Origin of the sequence: Streptomyces sp. NPDC012794, assembly GCF_042901085.1 — a bacterium.
In the GTDB taxonomy this organism is placed as follows: domain Bacteria; phylum Actinomycetota; class Actinomycetes; order Streptomycetales; family Streptomycetaceae; genus Streptomyces.
Window position 1 is genome coordinate 507,510 of record NZ_JBIBCI010000001.1, and the last position, 14,436, is coordinate 521,945.

Below are 14,436 nucleotides of genomic sequence, written 5' to 3' on the forward strand. Positions count from 1 at the left end.
GACACGGCATGTCGGGAGCCTCGGCTCCCCGAGAGCAGAGGGACACTGAGAACATGGAAGAGCTGTGGCCCCCGCCCTCGCGTGAGGTCGCCGATGCGATCAGGTCACTGTGTCAGCGCCTGCTGACGGAAACGGACGCCCTGGTCGACGCCTTCGCAAGGCCCTCTCTCGTCGCCCAGAACGATCCCGCTCTCCTCGCGGACGCATCGCTGGTCGAGGAGGATCGTGCGCTCAACCGCTCTGAGCTGGTCCAATGGTTGACCGCAAACGTTCAACAACCGGGGCGGAGGGTAGAGCCCTACGTCAGTCCGAGGACCACGGCGTACATCAACGATCTCGTCTCCCGGGGCATCGCGCCCGACTTCGCCGTTGCCTGGCGTGTGGCCCTGGGGATCGGCTGGCGGCGATGGCTGGAGCAATGCGTGGCGGACTGCGCGGACCCCGATCTTCTCGTGGGGATCCTGGACGTGACGGCGCAGTCGCTGGTGCAGTACGCCCTCGACTCCGTCGCGGCCCTGCGGCAAGCCGGCCTCGCCGCGGCGATGGGGAACACGGATGCCGAGGGGATCGCACTGATCCAGCTGATCGCCAGTGGGGCACCGATGGCGGAGGACCTCGCCGAAGGGCGCCTGCGCTATCGGATGGCGCGGTGGCACGTGGGTCTCGTCTTCTGGGTCGATGATCCCCAGGAGGCCGACGCCCTGGACGAGGCGATCGCCGCCGTGCGCTCCTCCGCCGGTGGCCGGAGCACCCTGGTGGCGCGCGCCAGCGCCACGTCGCGTTGGATCTGGCTCTCGGCGGAAGCCGTCCCGGACCCCCACAACGTGGAGAAGGACCTCGCGGCGGTCGACGAGGTCCGCGCGGCAGTGGGAAGGCCGGGACGCGGTCTCGATGGATTCCGCTCCAGCCACCAGGACGCCCTCGCGGCGCAGGCGCTGGTGATCCGGCTGGGGTCCGACCGGCGATTCACCGCATACGCCGACGTCGAGCTGATCGACGCGCTCACGAAGGACCGGCCCGGCGCACGCCGGTTCGTCATCAACACCCTCGGGCCATTGGCCGAAGCCGACACAGCGCTGCGGCGGGCACTGCTCACCTATGTACAGTGCGGCTTCAGTACGACCCGGGCGGCCGCCAACCTCTACGCGCACCGCAACACCGTCGAACGGCGGGTCTCACGCGCCAACGAGCTCTCGGCCGTCAAGGTGGAGGACAACCCGACCCATGTGGCGGCGGCGCTCCTGGTGCTGGACATCGCGCCTGACATCGTGACGATCGCTCCGAGCTGAACTCACACCACGCAACCGCGGTGCTCGAGCTTCCTTGCCCTGGGAAGAGCCCGGAAGGGCGAGACGGGGAAAGGTGGGCAGAACCGCGCGGGCGCCCGGGCGGTGCCTAAACGCGATCCTGAAGCGAGATGTTCTGGAACTGGATCGGCCGCTCGCACGAGGACATCGCGCAGGCTCGCGAGGACTGGATGAACGGGTCCCGATTCGGCGAGGTGAAGGGCTACGACGGCCCTCCGATCCCCGTGCCGCAGCTCCCCCCAGTGCCCCTGAAGGCGCGGGGTCGGGTGCGCTGACCTGCGGTTTACCGAAAGCGGCCGGATCAGCCCAGGCCACCCGAGGAGAGAGGCTGCCAATCCCGCGCATATCGTTCCCGCGCTGTGAGCACGTCACACGGTGCGTACGCCGACACCGACACCAGCCGCGGCTTCGCGTGGGAGGGGCGTGACGGCGCCGGCCGCAGGTGGCCGCAGTGGCCGGACGCCCCTGCGCGGAGGTGGTCGCGCGGGCATGGAGTGGTCACTGCCCGCGGCGCTCCATGACGTGAACCGATCTCGCACGGGCGTGGGGCGGTCGCCCGGATCCGTAGGGTGCGGTCCGTGATGTCAGTCGGCGAGTCCGTCCCCCGCGGTCATCGCGCGGGCACGTCGGAGAGCGGCCTGCCGTACAGCGCCCTGCCCATGGGGGAGCCCTCGCCCGTGACGTGCGCGCGGATGGACGCGATGTAGTCGTCACGGCCGATGCGGCCGTCTCCGTCGCTGTCCAGGGCCGTGAACGCTGCTTCGGCGTTGGGGGCCGGGTTGTTCAGCGCTGTGCGCAGGGCTGTGAACTCGGAGAGGTCGAGGGCGCCGTCGTGGTCGGTGTCGGCGAGGTCGAAGAGTGCGCCGAGCACGGGCGCGCAGACGGTGTCGAACGCCTCGGCCCCGGCCCATGCCGCGTACTCGTCGAAGGTCATCTTTCCGTCGCCGTCGGCGTCCATCGCCTCCCACGCGCCCTCACCGAGGGTGCGTGCGGCGGCGACGAGCCGGTCGTCCTCCTTGAGCCCCATCGCCAGCGCGACGTTCCTGGTGCGCGCCAAGTACTCCTCCTTGGAGACGATCCCGTCCCCGTCCGCGTCCAACATGGCGAAGACGAGCTTCTGCGCGGCTCTCTGGTCCATCGAGGTTCCTTCCTCACGGTGTTCGCATGAGCGCTGCGGTCCAGTGGGGTGTCCTTCCCCCTCGGCCTGACGATCAAGGCACCCGATCGGGGGCGCGGGGGTCTTTCGGCAGGCGTGCCGCGCGTGATGCGCCGCCGGTGTGACCCAACGCGCCCGAGACGGCAGAAGCGGTCTGGGGGTAAGCAGAACCCTTGTGGAAGAGCACATTCCGTGGAGGGTGAATGTTGAGCAGACGTGGCACAGCAGTCGTGATGAGTTCCCTGGCCCTGGTGGCCTCGTCTGCGGTCTGGGCTCCAGTGGGTCAGGCTCATGAGCCTGTGCACCCGGAGAACGTTCTGTGCACAGGCTCCAGCACCAGTACGTACGACCCGCCCTTGACCTTGTTGCCCCGCCAGACCCGCGTCCGGACACATGCCAGGTACGCGTGTGCGGTCGCTCCCGGCCGGACCGTGCCGGCCAGCGGCTACCTGGAAGGCACGTCGCCCGCGGCGTCCTGCATCACGGTGAACAGCCCGCGCCTCAAGGAACTCGTCCACTACGCTGACGGGAAACGGTCATCGATCGCGTACGACAGCAGCACCAGCGTCCGGGTCGCCGGCGTCCTCGTGGTCAGGCTGTCGGGCCGGGTGGTCGAGGGCCGCGGCGAAGGGCTGGCGGCGCAGCGGACCGTTGCCGCGCTCCCCGGTGAACTGCCCACCTCCTGCCTCCTGACGGGGCTCCATGGCAGCAGCGGTCAGGCACAGCTGGAGATCAGGCCGTGAGTCGGACCACGGTGGGCATCCCCACCGAACCGATCGGCAGCATCCCGCGGCCCCCCGAGCTGCTCGCCGCCATGGCGGACCATGCCGCGGGCCGGATCGGCGACGATGAACTCGCGTCCGTCCAGGACCGCGCGGTCCGCGACACCGTCCGGCGCCTGGAGGAGATCGGCTCCCCGGTCGTCACCGACGGAGAACAGGCCAAGCCCAGCTTCGCCACCTACCCCCTGACCGGGCTGAACCGGCTGGCACCCGACGGCGTCGTCATCCCGTTCGCCGACGGGCACCACCGGCAGCTGCCCCGCCTCACGGCCGGACCGCTGCGCTACGGTGTGTACGCCGACCGCTATCTGCACGCCGCACTCCGGCACGCGGCGTCACCGGTGAAGCAGGCCGTCATCGCGCCGTCGGCGCTCAGCTTGCTCTACCCGGCTGACGGCATCGACGGATACCCCCGCGAAGCCTTCCTCGACGACCTCACCGCCGAGGCCGAAGCCGACATCCGCCGATGCCTGGACGCCGGCGCCCACCGCGTCCAGCTCGACTTCACCGAGGCCCGTCTCGCGCTGAAGCTCGACCCGAGCGGCGGCCTGCTGAACCAGTTCATCACACTCAACAACCGCGTCCTGGAACGCTTCTCCGCCACCGAGCAGGACAGGATTGGCGTCCACACCTGCCCTGGTGGCGATCAGGACTCCACGCACAGCCTGGACGTCGACTACACGGCCCTGCTGCCGGCCCTGCTCCGACTCAAGGCCGGTGCCTTCTACATCCAGCTCGCCAGCGAGCCGGAACCGGAACGGGTCCTCGCCGTCCTCGCCGAACATCTCCCCGCCCGGGCCCGGGTCTTCATCGGGGTCACCGACCCGATCGACCCGCGGGTCGAAACCCCCGAGGAGGTACGCGACCGCGTCCTGGCCGCCGCCCGACACCTGCCCGTGGACCGTCTGGGCACCTGCGACGACTGCGGCTTCTCCCCCTTCGCCGACGACACCTCCACCTCCCGCGACACAGCCTTCGCCAAGATCAGCGCCCGCATCGAAGGCACCGCTCTGGCCGCCCGCGATCTCATCGGCTGAACGAGTCCCCCGGCCCCGGCTCAGCCCGTGGACCGGGAGTGCAGGGCCGCCAGTCCGCGGGCGTGGTCGAAGGCGGCGGCGACATCGGCGTGGTCGTCCCAGGGGGCCGCGCCGCACCACCCGCCGATGAGCCGGAACTGCTCCAGGGCCTGGGGGAACCGCCCCGTCTTCACGAGTGCGGCCGCGTACAGATGCCGTACGGAGGGCAGCAGGCGGTCGTCCGGGGCGGCCTGCGCCAAGTCCTCCCGCACGCGGGCCAGCATGGACCTGGTGGCCCAGGTGCGGTAGGCCCCGTCGCCCTCCTGGCGGGAGGCTTCGTACACGGCGTGGAGGTGGATCCCCGTCAGCAGGCTGCCGGGCGGGGCGGACTCGGCCGCCGCCCTGGCGAACTGGAACATCAGTCCCTGGGAGCCGTGCCACTTCTGGCACCAGTACTGGAGGGCCTGCCAGTGGGCGTCGTAGTGGTGCGGCGCGCGACTGACGACCTCGCCCCACAGCCGCCGGAACTCGTCGTGCGGGAGCCCCAGCCCCCGCGCGGCGGCGACCATGGTGATCCACGGCGACGGGTCGCGCGGTGCCAGCCGTGCCGCCTCTCCCGCGGCGTGCACGGCGGTCGGGAGCAGCTCGGAGAAGCGCGCGATCTGCTCGTCCGAGGTGTGCCTGATGTCCTTCTCGCCGCGGGCCTCCCAGGCGCGCAGCAGTATGGAGTGGGCGTGCACGACGACGGCGTCCGCGCCCTGCGGGCGCGTCGCGCGCCAGACGCGCAGCCAGTGCTCGTCCTCCACGCAGACGTCCGCGAACACCTGGACGAGCCGCCAGCGCTCGGCCCAGTCCTCCGACTCCGAGGCCGCCGCGAGCATCGCGGCGGCCGGCGCCCATTCACCGTCGAAGGCGGACTCGACGGCCAGGCGCAGCGCGGGCTCGTCCCGGGGCGGCCCCGCGTGGCGGGTGTCGAGCTGTTCGCGGGGGACGAGCCCGTATGCGGCGGCGTCGAAGCGCCCGGCCTTCCGGTTGCGCTGGGCGTTGCGCGCGGTACTGACGATCGCCCAGAGGAGGACGGCGAGACCGATGACACTGACGAGGTTCATGAGCACGATGTGTCATCGTGCCTGATCACGGTCACGGTAAGCGAACGTTCAGGCCAAGGGCTGGACTCGTTTGGCCCCCGACTCTCGGCGCACCCCGGCACGCTACGTCGCAACTCGGCTGCCAAGCCGCCGTCACCGAGAGGAACTTCGGCCGATTATGTCCGCATTGACTTGTTCGGCCTTTCCCCGCCGGGCCCGCTGTGCGTATATTTGCCGTACAGCAACTATTGCCGTGCATCAACTCTTGGTGCCGACGGGGGCGCTTGGGCAGCCGGTGAAGGGAGACCCGCGTGGTCAGCAGTGCGGCCGGTACGGCCGATGTCCGAGGTCTCGTGGTGGAGTCGCTGAAGGGCCGGGCCGACGACATAGCTGACCGCTGGGTCCTGCTCCAGGTGGAGCGGGCCCCCATGGATCCCGCCAACAGCGAGCGCGAGTTGCGTTACGAAGCGGACGTGCTGGCCTCCGCGCTCATGGGCGGTCTGGACAGTGCGCTGCCCGCGGAGCGGGTGGCCGCCGAGCACCGCGAACTGCGCGAGGCGGTCCGGGACCTGTCGCTGCGCCGGGCCCGGGCCGGGGCGGCGCCGACGGCGACCTCGCTGTCCGTACTGGCCCTCAAGGAGGTCCTGCTCGGGATCGTCCAGGAGAGCATCGACGACCCCCGCGCGCTGCTCGCCGCGGCGCTGCTGATCAACCGGCTCCTCGACGCGGCCGGCGCGCTGTCCTTCGCCACCTACGTGGAAGGCCGCGAGGACATCATCCGGCGGCAGAGCCGGCAGTTGCTGGAGGTCTCGACGCCGGTCGTCCGGCTGTGGCGGCAGGTCGTCGCGGTGCCCCTGATCGGCACCCTGGACACCGCGCGCACCCAGGTGGTGATGGAGAACCTGCTCCAAGCCATCCAGGACGAGGACGCCCAGGTCGCGATCATCGACATCACCGGGGTCCCGACCGTCGACACGGCCGTGGCCCAGCACCTGATGCAGACCGTGCGGGCGGTGCGCCTGATGGGTGCGGACTGCGTCATCAGCGGGATCCGTCCCACCATCGCCCAGACCATCGCGCAGTTGGGCATCGACCTCTTCGACATCCTCACCCGGGCCACGCTCGCCGAGGCCCTGTCCGAAGCAGTGAAGATCACCGGCGGTTCCGCGCCGGCGCCCCGTGCCCCGGTCATCCGGTGACGGCGCCCTCCTCGGCCGTGCCGATCCTGCGTCTCGGCGACGTGCTGGTCACCGGGCTGCTCGACGAGCTGGACGACAAGTCGGCCGTCGCCTTCGCGCGGGAACTCACCGAGCGGATCTCCGCCGATCGGGCACGGGGTGTCCTCATCGACATCTCCCGACTGGAGATCATCGACTCGTTCGTGGCACGGAACCTGTTGGAGGTCACGAGCATGGCCCGTTTGCTGGGAGCCAGGGTGATCGTGGCGGGGATGCGCCCTCCGGTGGCCATCACCCTCGTGGAGCTGGGAATCGAACTGACCGGTGTGGAAACGGCGTTGCACGCCGAACAGGGCATGGCCGCGCTGGGCTGGACCCGGACGGCGCCGCCCCGGGAAGGGGCGCCGGATGAGGCCGCTGGCTGACGGCAAGCACACCAGGGACGGTGGCCATCCGGACGCCCCGCAGCCGGCCGCCCACGACGACGCACCCCTCCGGATCCCGTTGACCACGGAGGACGACCTGCTCATGGTCCGCCATGCCGTCCGTTCGGCCTCGGTCGCGGCCGGCTTCTCCATCATCGACCAGACCCGCGTGATCACCGCGGCCAGCGAACTGGCGCGCAACGCCTACGTCCACGGCGGCGGCGGGAGCCTGACGATCGATGCCGCGCGGGACGAAGGACGCACCGGGCTGCGCCTGACGATCAGTGACCACGGCCCGGGCATTCCCGATCTGGCGGCCGCCCTGACCGACGGCTACAGCACCGGGGTGGGCCTGGGCCACGGGCTGGGCGGAGCGCGCCGCCTGATGGACGAGTTCGAGGTGCGCACGGAGCCGGGCGCCGGTACGACGATCATCACCACGCGGTGGCGGCGTTGACGTCCCGCGGTGTGTCATCGGTGTGGCCTCCGGGCCAGGGAAGAGCGGTGCGGGACGCGCCGCGCACCGCGGGGCGGCCGTCCCCGCGCGTCCAACTCCCCCTGCGGAGCCGCCCGGAGGCGCGGTCCGCGCTTCCGGGCCACCCGGCGGACGCGGGCGGGGCGGCGACGGTGGCGGCTCGGACCCCGCGACCATGAGCCGGCTGTTCTGGGCTCTGACGCCGCTGCGCGAAGAGGTGCGCGACCTGGCCGCGGTCTACCGGCTGCCCGCCGACCTGCGGGGACGTCTCGTCCTGTCCGTCACCGACATGGCCGCCCCCGAATTCGAGGCCGGGCATCCCGTCAGGCTGACCGCCGTCCGCGACGCGTCGGGCACGGGCGCCCACCTGGCCGTCACCCTGACCGCTCCCCGGGCACAGTGCCCCCTGCAGGCCGGCGGGCTCGCCCTGACGGCGCTGGCCGCTTCCGCCACCTCGGTGACCTGGAACATCACCCTGCCGGCCCCGGCATCCACGCCCCCCGGCGGAACGCGTCGCGCCGAGCGACCCGAGCACGGCCCCGGCACACCGGCCGACCACACCGCAGCGGCTGACGAGGAACTGCGTGCCGCCCTCGCCCTCGCGGACGGGCTCGCGGCCGAACACCGGCGGCTCAAACACGAACTGGCGGAGACCAACGCCGGGGTCCTGGCCCTGTACGTCCACCTGGAAGAGCGGGAGGAGGAGGCCGGCCGGGCGCACGGACGGGTGCTGCGGGCACTGGAGGACGCGTTGCGCCCCGAGCCGCTGGAGGTAGAGGGGGTGGAACTGGCCGTGCACTTCGCCCCCGCCGATCCAGGTGCCCCGACCGGCGGCGACCTGTACGACTGGTTCACCCTGCCGGACGGCACGGTGCACATCACCGTCGTCGACGCCCTGGGCCACGGCGTGCGCGGCATCCGGACCGCCATCACCGTCACCCACGCGGTGCGCACTCTGGCCCTGGAGGGGCATTCGCTGGACTCCGTCCTGGCCCGCAGCCACCACATCCTCATGTCCTTCGATGCCGATCTGATGGCGACGGTGCTCCTGGCCAGGCTCAACGTCGTCACGGGGGAACTCCAGATCGCCAACGGCGGCCATCCCGCGCCGGTTCTGGTGCGGACGAGCGGAACAGCCCGGTACCTCGAAGCACGGGGAAGGGGCATCGGCTACCCCGGCTCGGGCGGCGAGGCAGTGCGCGGGGAGCGCCTGGCCCCGGGTGACCTGCTCCTGCTGTACACCGACGGACTCGTGGAAAGCCGCGAGGATCCGGTCGAAGGCGGGCGCAGGCTCATCGCGTCGGCCCGGGCGCACGCCGACCGTCCTCTGCGCGAAGTCCCTGCCGCCATCGCCGCGGACATGCACTCCGTCGTCCCGCACGCGGACGACACCCTCGCCCTGGCCGTCCGGATCACACCCCGCGTACCGCCGTCGGCGCCGCCTCGGCCCGCGTGACGGGGGTGAGGTACTCGGTGGAGGGCGGCGGGCCGGACCGGTGCGAAGGCGGCCCGTGGGGACCGGTTCGACCGGAGCACCCCCGCGGCCACTCACCGTCCAGGGGCGCGGCCGGGTGGAACGCTGTCCGGGGGGTGTGCGGCGCGGGTGAAAGCGCGCAGGCCGGCCAGCAGGACGTCGCGTTCCTCGTCGGGCAAGCGCTGCAGGACGTCGCGCAGGTCCTCCGCGCGCCGTTCGGACAGGGACAGGAGGGCGTCCGCGCCGTCCTTGGTGAGGGAGAGGCCGATCTCGCGGCGGTCAGTGGCGGCGCGGTCGCGGCGCAGGAAGCCTGCGGCCTCGAGCCGGTCGCACAGTCTGCTCGCTGCCGGAACCGATGCGCCGACCATCTCCGCCAACCGGGAGAGGTTGGCTCCCGGAGCGCGCCGTACGGCCACCAGGGCCCGGACCTGAAGGGCGGAGAGGCGGGGTGAGGAGTTCTGGCCCGCGCGGTTCCAGCAGTCCACCAACGCCTCGGCGGCGTCCGCGACCTCACGGGATGCCCCGTACAGAGGATCGTCGGCCGGTTCCGCGCGGTCCATCGTGGCGGTCGCCTCCATGAGCAGGTGCAATGCCCCCAGAGGCCGCCGCGATCCGCCGCCGCCTCCGCGCGGGGTCTCCCGCGTCTGCCCTCTCTGACGAGAGTATGCCCTCTGGGACGGCCGCGTCCCGCCCGTATCCCGACGACAGCACGAGCAACTTCTGTCCCGGCTGTCGAGTGGCCTCCCGAACCGGGAAGGTGAGGAGCGGTCGGCGCGCCGGGCCGGCGTCGGCCGTCATCTTGCCGCGGACCGCCACGACTTCATGGCCGGGCGGCCTGCGAAGAGTGGCCGGCGGGTGCGGGTCCGGCTTTCCTTCGGCGGCCCGCCCTGCCTATAGTTGCCGCAGGGCAACAGTTACCGTCGGGCAAACATCCGGACCTGCCGACGGGCCCCGGCCCCTGCCCGAAAGGCACCCTCGTGATCAGCAGCGCGGTCCGTACCCGCCCACGCGCAGAGCCCCGGCTGGAGCGGCGGAAGCGACATCACCGGCCGCCGGGGCCTGCCACAGCCGCACCGCGGCCCCCGGCCTGCGGAAGGGGCGCCACATGAAGACCGGGGAACACGACAGGTGGTGGACGCACTGATGGCCGGCTCTCCCGCGCCGGCGACCCGCCGGGTGCGGATCGACCACCACAGCGCCGTGCACGACGCCGCCGAGACCGCCCGTTCCCTCGCACGGGAATGCGGGCTGCCCGGTGCCATGCCGGACCTGGCGGCGGTCCTCGCCTCCGAGCTCGCCGGAAACCTCGACAAGCACGCCGTCGACGGCAGCCTCTACCTCCAGCCGCTGCCGCTGGGCGGCGGTCTGGAGATCCTGGCCGCGGACCGCGGGCCGGGCATGGCCGAACTCGAACGCTGCCTCACCGACGGCTACACCACCAAGGGCACCCTCGGCGCGGGGCTCGGCGCCGTCCGCCGCATCGCCACGGACCTCACCATCAGCACGCGCGCCGGCACCGGAACCCTGATCTGCGCCCGGCTCACCCTTCCCGACGCACGCGAGGCGGCCCGGGAGGCGGTAGGACTCCTCAGCCTGCCCGCCGCGCACGAGGACGAGTGCGGGGACGCCGCAGCGGTCACCGACCTCACCGGTCTGCGCACCGCCGCCGTGGTGGACGGCCTCGGGCACGGCCCCGACGCTTCCGAGGCCGCGCAGGCGGCGGTGCGCACCTTCCGGACCCACGCCGAACGGCCGCTCACGGAGATCATGACCGCCATGCACCGGACCCTGCGCCACACCCGCGGCGCCGCCGTCGGCCTGCTGCGGCTTGCCGCCGGAGAGGCCGAGTACTGCGGCGTCGGAAACGTCCGGGCCGTGGCCATCGGCCCGGACGAGGTCCACCACCGGCTGACCGGCCGGCCCGGTACGGTCGGCTGGCGGATGCCGGCGCCCCGGACGTACGGCTTCCCGCTCGCCGGCGCCGCCACCGTCGTACTCCACAGCGACGGCATCGACCTCCGCTGGGCCCACACCCCACCGTCGCATCTGCTGCGTCTGCCGGCCCCCCTGCTCGCCGCCGCCCTCGTGCACGGCTACCACCGCACCCGTGACGACGCCACCGTGGTCGCGGCCCGGCCCCGCAGCTCACGATGACGCACGGGGAGACCTTCCGCGACGTGACGGCCCTGCGCCGGGCCGTACGCGCCCTCGCCCACCACCACCGGCTGCCCGCCGAGGTGCGCGGCCGTCTGGTCCTGTCCGTCACGGAACTGGCCACGGGGCAGTTCGAGGCCGGACACCACGTCGAGCTCGCCGCCGCCTGCGACGGCACCGGACACGACGGCGCCCAGCTCGTCGTCACCCTGACCGCCCCGCAGGCAGCCGCGGCCCTGCCCTGCGACGGCTCGGCGCTGCCCGCCCCCACCACCACGGCGACCTCCGCCACCTGGCGGACCGCCCTCACGCACTCCCCGGGCCGGCTCCCCCCGCCCCGGAAGCAGACGTCCCTTGGGCGGTGGACCGACGCCCGGGCCGACGCGGACGCCCAGGCCGACGCCGAGGAGGAGATGCGCGCCGCACTCGCCCTCGCGGACTCGCTCGCGGCCGACCACCGGCTCCTCAAGCACGAACTGGCCGAGACCAACGCGGGCGTCCTGGCCCTCTACGTACAGCTCGCAGAGCAGGAAGAGCAGCTGCGCAGCGCCCACGGCAGGGTGCTGCGCGAACTCGAGGACGCACTGCGCCCCCCGCCACCGCGAGTCGACGGCCTCGAACTCGCCGTCCACTACGCACCCGCCGACCCGGCCGCCCCCACCGGCGGAGACCTGTACGACTGGTTCGTGATGCCCGACGGGACCGTCCACGTCACCGTCGTCGACGCCCTGGGCCATGGCGTCACCAGCACCCGCAGCGCCATCACCGTCACCCACGCCGTGCGGGCGCTGGCACTGGAGGGACACTCCCTGCAGTCGCTCCTGGCCCGGACGCACGACCTCCTGAGACCCATCGACGCGGACCTGATGGCCACGGTGCTCCTGGGCCGGCTCGACCCGGCCACCGGGGAACTGCAACTGGCCAACGGCAGCCATCCGCCCGCCCTCCTCCTGCGGGCCGACGGCACGGCGCACTACCTGGAGGTGAGGGGCAGGGGCATCGGCTTCCCCTCTCCGGGCAGCGACACGGTCCTGACCGTCCCCATCGCACCGGGAGACCTGCTGCTCCTGTACACCGACGGGCTCACCGAGAGCCGCCGGGACATGATCGAAGGCGAGCGCAGGCTGATCCGGGCACTGCGCGACCACGCCCACCTGCCGATGGCCGAGATTCCCGGCGCCGTCGCGGCTGACATGCACACCATCGTGTCCCACGCCGACGACACCCTGGCCCTGGCCTTCAGAATGAGGGGACCGAAGAGATGAGCCGGACCGGCATCCCGACCGGGCGGCACCCCGTGTGCCGCGGATGGGCACACGCGAGCGGGCTGGCGAACGCCCGCAGGGGTGACTAGATTGGTGCGATGCCGCACGCCTTCCCGTTGCCGTCCCCCCACCCTGAACAGGTGGCTCTCGAGGCGTCCGCTCTCCTGGAGATGCTGGACCTGCTTTGGGGCCGCGGTCAGGAAGCCATGACCGCCGTGCCGCCGTCCCAGCTGCGCGCGCTCTCCGTGATCGACGAGCGGGAGGGCATGAACCTGCGTGACCTCGGCGAAGTGCTCGGCTCGACGCCCCCGTCCGTCAGCCGGCTGTGCGACCGGCTGGAAGCCGCCGGCCTCATCCACCGCTCCCGCGCCACGTCCAACCGGCGGGAACTGGAGGTGCGGCTCAGCCGCGGGGGACGCGCCGTCCTCGCGTCCGTACGCGCCGTCCGCGCGGGCGAGCTCCAGGCAGTCCTCACCCGCATGTCGCCCGCGCAGCAGCGAGCCCTCTTCGAGGGCATGACCGCGTTCCACAGTGCCGCCCTGGAACACATGGGCGTCACCGAAGAAGCTCCCGCCGCGAACGGCATCTGCGACATCGCCTGATCGACGGATGCCGCCGGGCGGCGGGGCCGGGCACCTCAGCCCGCGACCGCGCGGCCGAACCAGTCCATGCACAGCACCAGGGCGTCGTCCTCGGCGTCCGCGCCACGGTGCACGGCCAGTTCCTGGAGGATGCCACGCGGCACCGCGGCGGCGGGCAGCAGACGGGTGGCCTGGATGGCCCGGGCCAGCGCCCGCTCGCTGTACGCCTCTCCGCCCGCGGAAGCGGCCGCGTACACACCGTCGCTGACGAAGACCAGCCGGTCGCCGGGCAGCGCGGCGAAGTCCTGCGTCACATAAGGGGTCTCCTCGAACATGCCCAAGGGGAGCTGCGCCTCGAACTCGACGCGCTCCACCGCCTTGTCCCGCAGCCTCCACAGCTGCGGAGAGCCGGCGTCCACCACGTGCCCGCGCCCCGTGGCCAGCTCGACGGACAGCAGGAGCGTGGAGACGTACTCCGTGCCCCGGTAACGGGCGTAGATGGCCTGGTCGGCCAGAGCGGCCTGATCGGCGATCCCGATGCCCGCCCGACGGGCGTTGCGGAGGGCGTTGATGGCGAGGTTCGTCAGCAGTGACGCCTCGATCCCCTTGCCCATGCCGTTGGTGACGGTCAGGGTGAGGGTCTCTCCGGTGGTGGACCAGTCGAAGTTGTCGCCGTGGATGTCGTAAGCGGGCTCCAGCTGGGCGCCGATCGCGTACTCCGGACGGGCGCAGGAGCGAGCGGGCAGCATCTGCCACTGCATCTCCGCGGCCAGGGTGAGCCGGGAGGCCCGGCGTGCCTGGAGGTACAGGTCGGTGTCGCGTTCGGCCACGATGATCTCGTGCCCCAGCAGCTCTGCCAGTTCCCTCAGTTCGCGGACGGCCTCGGACGTGCATCTGTGCTCGGGAAGGCGCACCGTCAAGATCCCCAACCGGTCACCCCGTACCGTGACGGGCAGATGCAGATCGACGGCGTCGTTCTCGGCCGCGTCCTGCCGGTACGGCTCCTGACTGGCGAACGCCCTGCCTTCGGGGGTGCTCTGTACGGGGAGCGGCTCAGCGGTGTGGGGCAGGAAGGTCACGGGCTGCAGGCACGTGAGACTGTAATCCGCCATGAGCAGCTCCACCGCGGTCGCCTCGAAGTGCTCGACCAGCGCGTCGCGGAGCGTACGCAGGAGGTCGTCCGGGGCCGCCGTGCGGACAGCGCGCTCCACGGCCAGGAAGTTCGTCATGGTGAGGGCCATTCTGTCGAGACGTTACGAAGGGGGATGAGACCTGTGGTGTGCGGGCGCACGATGAGCCGTACGCGGCCGGGGGTGTCCGCACGGCCACCAGGCCGAGCGGGTCCCGCAGCCTTAGGCCGTCTCTTTCGGGTCTTGCCGGTCAAGCCCGCGGCGTCTGGTGCGGTGCCTCGCGAGGCGGAGGCACAGCGCGCGTACTGGACGTACTCGGCTGTGCCGACACAACGCGGCGAGGGGCCGTGCCAGGCGTCGCGGGTCTGGGGGTACCTCCCAGCGGTAGCTGGGGGAGCAAGACCC

14 protein-coding genes and 1 pseudogene are annotated in these 14,436 nt (G+C 72.1%); 11 read left to right on the forward strand and 4 right to left on the reverse strand.

The genetic code is table 11. From position 1 onward, the window contains the following. The first annotated feature begins 53 nt into the window (after nt 1-53). Nucleotides 54-1,289: a PucR family transcriptional regulator gene (locus tag ACFY7H_RS02325; RefSeq protein WP_388931824.1), complete on the forward strand. Its 1,236-nt coding sequence runs from the start codon at nt 54-56 to the stop codon at nt 1,287-1,289. Nucleotides 1,290-1,417: 128 nt separating this feature from the next. Next, nucleotides 1,418-1,582 (forward strand): annotated as a pseudogene (locus tag ACFY7H_RS02330) (pirin family protein); the annotation flags it as partial. A 335-nt stretch (nt 1,583-1,917) separates the two neighbouring features. On the opposite strand, the gene ACFY7H_RS02335 reads toward ACFY7H_RS02330, so the two are convergent. After that, nucleotides 1,918-2,445 carry an EF-hand domain-containing protein gene (locus tag ACFY7H_RS02335; protein WP_388931827.1) on the reverse strand — a complete coding sequence of 176 codons (528 nt, stop codon included), beginning with the start codon at nt 2,443-2,445 and terminating at the stop codon, nt 1,918-1,920. A gap of 503 nt (nt 2,446-2,948) precedes the next feature. Here ACFY7H_RS02335 and ACFY7H_RS02340 point away from each other — a divergent pair. Further along, nucleotides 2,949-3,206: a hypothetical protein gene (locus ACFY7H_RS02340; RefSeq protein WP_388931830.1), complete on the forward strand. Its 258-nt coding sequence runs from the start codon at nt 2,949-2,951 to the stop codon at nt 3,204-3,206. 11 nt (nt 3,207-3,217) lie between these two features. Next, nucleotides 3,218-4,282: a cobalamin-independent methionine synthase II family protein gene (locus tag ACFY7H_RS02345; RefSeq protein WP_388932267.1), complete on the forward strand. Its 1,065-nt coding sequence runs from the start codon at nt 3,218-3,220 to the stop codon at nt 4,280-4,282. Between the two features lie 20 nt (nt 4,283-4,302). On the opposite strand, the gene ACFY7H_RS02350 is transcribed toward ACFY7H_RS02345, so the two are convergent. Continuing rightward, nucleotides 4,303-5,370 (reverse strand): hypothetical protein, encoded by a 1,068-nt coding sequence (locus ACFY7H_RS02350; protein WP_388931833.1) that lies wholly within the window; start codon nt 5,368-5,370, stop codon nt 4,303-4,305. A gap of 290 nt (nt 5,371-5,660) precedes the next feature. Between ACFY7H_RS02350 and ACFY7H_RS02355 the strand changes: the two genes are divergently transcribed. The 4 genes from ACFY7H_RS02355 to ACFY7H_RS02370 all read left to right on the forward strand — a co-directional run bounded on the left by ACFY7H_RS02355 (nt 5,661) and on the right by ACFY7H_RS02370 (nt 8,883). Further along, on the forward strand, nt 5,661-6,548 hold the full coding sequence (locus ACFY7H_RS02355; protein WP_388931836.1) for an STAS domain-containing protein: 888 nt from the start codon (nt 5,661-5,663) through the stop codon (nt 6,546-6,548). 17 nt (nt 6,549-6,565) lie between these two features. Next, nucleotides 6,566-6,952 carry an STAS domain-containing protein gene (locus ACFY7H_RS02360; protein ID WP_388931839.1) on the forward strand — a complete coding sequence of 129 codons (387 nt, stop codon included), beginning with the start codon at nt 6,566-6,568 and terminating at the stop codon, nt 6,950-6,952. Beyond that, nucleotides 6,936-7,409: an anti-sigma regulatory factor gene (locus ACFY7H_RS02365; RefSeq protein ID WP_388931841.1), complete on the forward strand. Its 474-nt coding sequence runs from the start codon at nt 6,936-6,938 to the stop codon at nt 7,407-7,409. Before ACFY7H_RS02360 ends, ACFY7H_RS02365 begins: the two co-directional genes overlap by 17 nt. A 193-nt stretch (nt 7,410-7,602) precedes the next feature. Beyond that, the gene (locus ACFY7H_RS02370; protein ID WP_388931844.1) at nt 7,603-8,883 is read left to right on the forward strand and encodes a PP2C family protein-serine/threonine phosphatase; all 1,281 of its coding nucleotides are present in this window, start codon (nt 7,603-7,605) and stop codon (nt 8,881-8,883) included. 92 nt (nt 8,884-8,975) lie between these two features. Here the strand turns inward: ACFY7H_RS02370 and ACFY7H_RS02375 are convergent, their stop codons facing one another. Further along, nucleotides 8,976-9,479 (reverse strand): MarR family winged helix-turn-helix transcriptional regulator, encoded by a 504-nt coding sequence (locus tag ACFY7H_RS02375; RefSeq protein WP_388931846.1) that lies wholly within the window; start codon nt 9,477-9,479, stop codon nt 8,976-8,978. 550 nt (nt 9,480-10,029) lie between these two features. Here ACFY7H_RS02375 and ACFY7H_RS02380 point away from each other — a divergent pair. From ACFY7H_RS02380 to ACFY7H_RS02390, 3 genes are all read left to right on the forward strand, one after another. Beyond that, nucleotides 10,030-11,055, forward strand: a complete 1,026-nt coding sequence (locus ACFY7H_RS02380; RefSeq protein ID WP_388931849.1) for a SpoIIE family protein phosphatase — start codon at nt 10,030-10,032, stop codon at nt 11,053-11,055. Then, entirely contained in the window at nt 11,052-12,320 is a 1,269-nt protein-coding gene (locus ACFY7H_RS02385) for a PP2C family protein-serine/threonine phosphatase (protein ID WP_388931852.1), read from the forward strand. The genes ACFY7H_RS02380 and ACFY7H_RS02385 overlap by 4 nt, the downstream gene beginning before the upstream one ends. A 98-nt stretch (nt 12,321-12,418) precedes the next feature. Then, complete coding sequence (locus ACFY7H_RS02390; RefSeq protein WP_388931856.1) at nt 12,419-12,922, forward strand: MarR family winged helix-turn-helix transcriptional regulator; 504 nt, start codon at nt 12,419-12,421, stop codon at nt 12,920-12,922. Between the two features lie 35 nt (nt 12,923-12,957). On the opposite strand, the gene ACFY7H_RS02395 is transcribed toward ACFY7H_RS02390, so the two are convergent. After that, the gene (locus ACFY7H_RS02395) at nt 12,958-14,130 is read right to left on the reverse strand and encodes a PP2C family protein-serine/threonine phosphatase (protein ID WP_388931859.1); all 1,173 of its coding nucleotides are present in this window, start codon (nt 14,128-14,130) and stop codon (nt 12,958-12,960) included. Between the last annotated feature and the right edge of the window lie 306 nt (nt 14,131-14,436).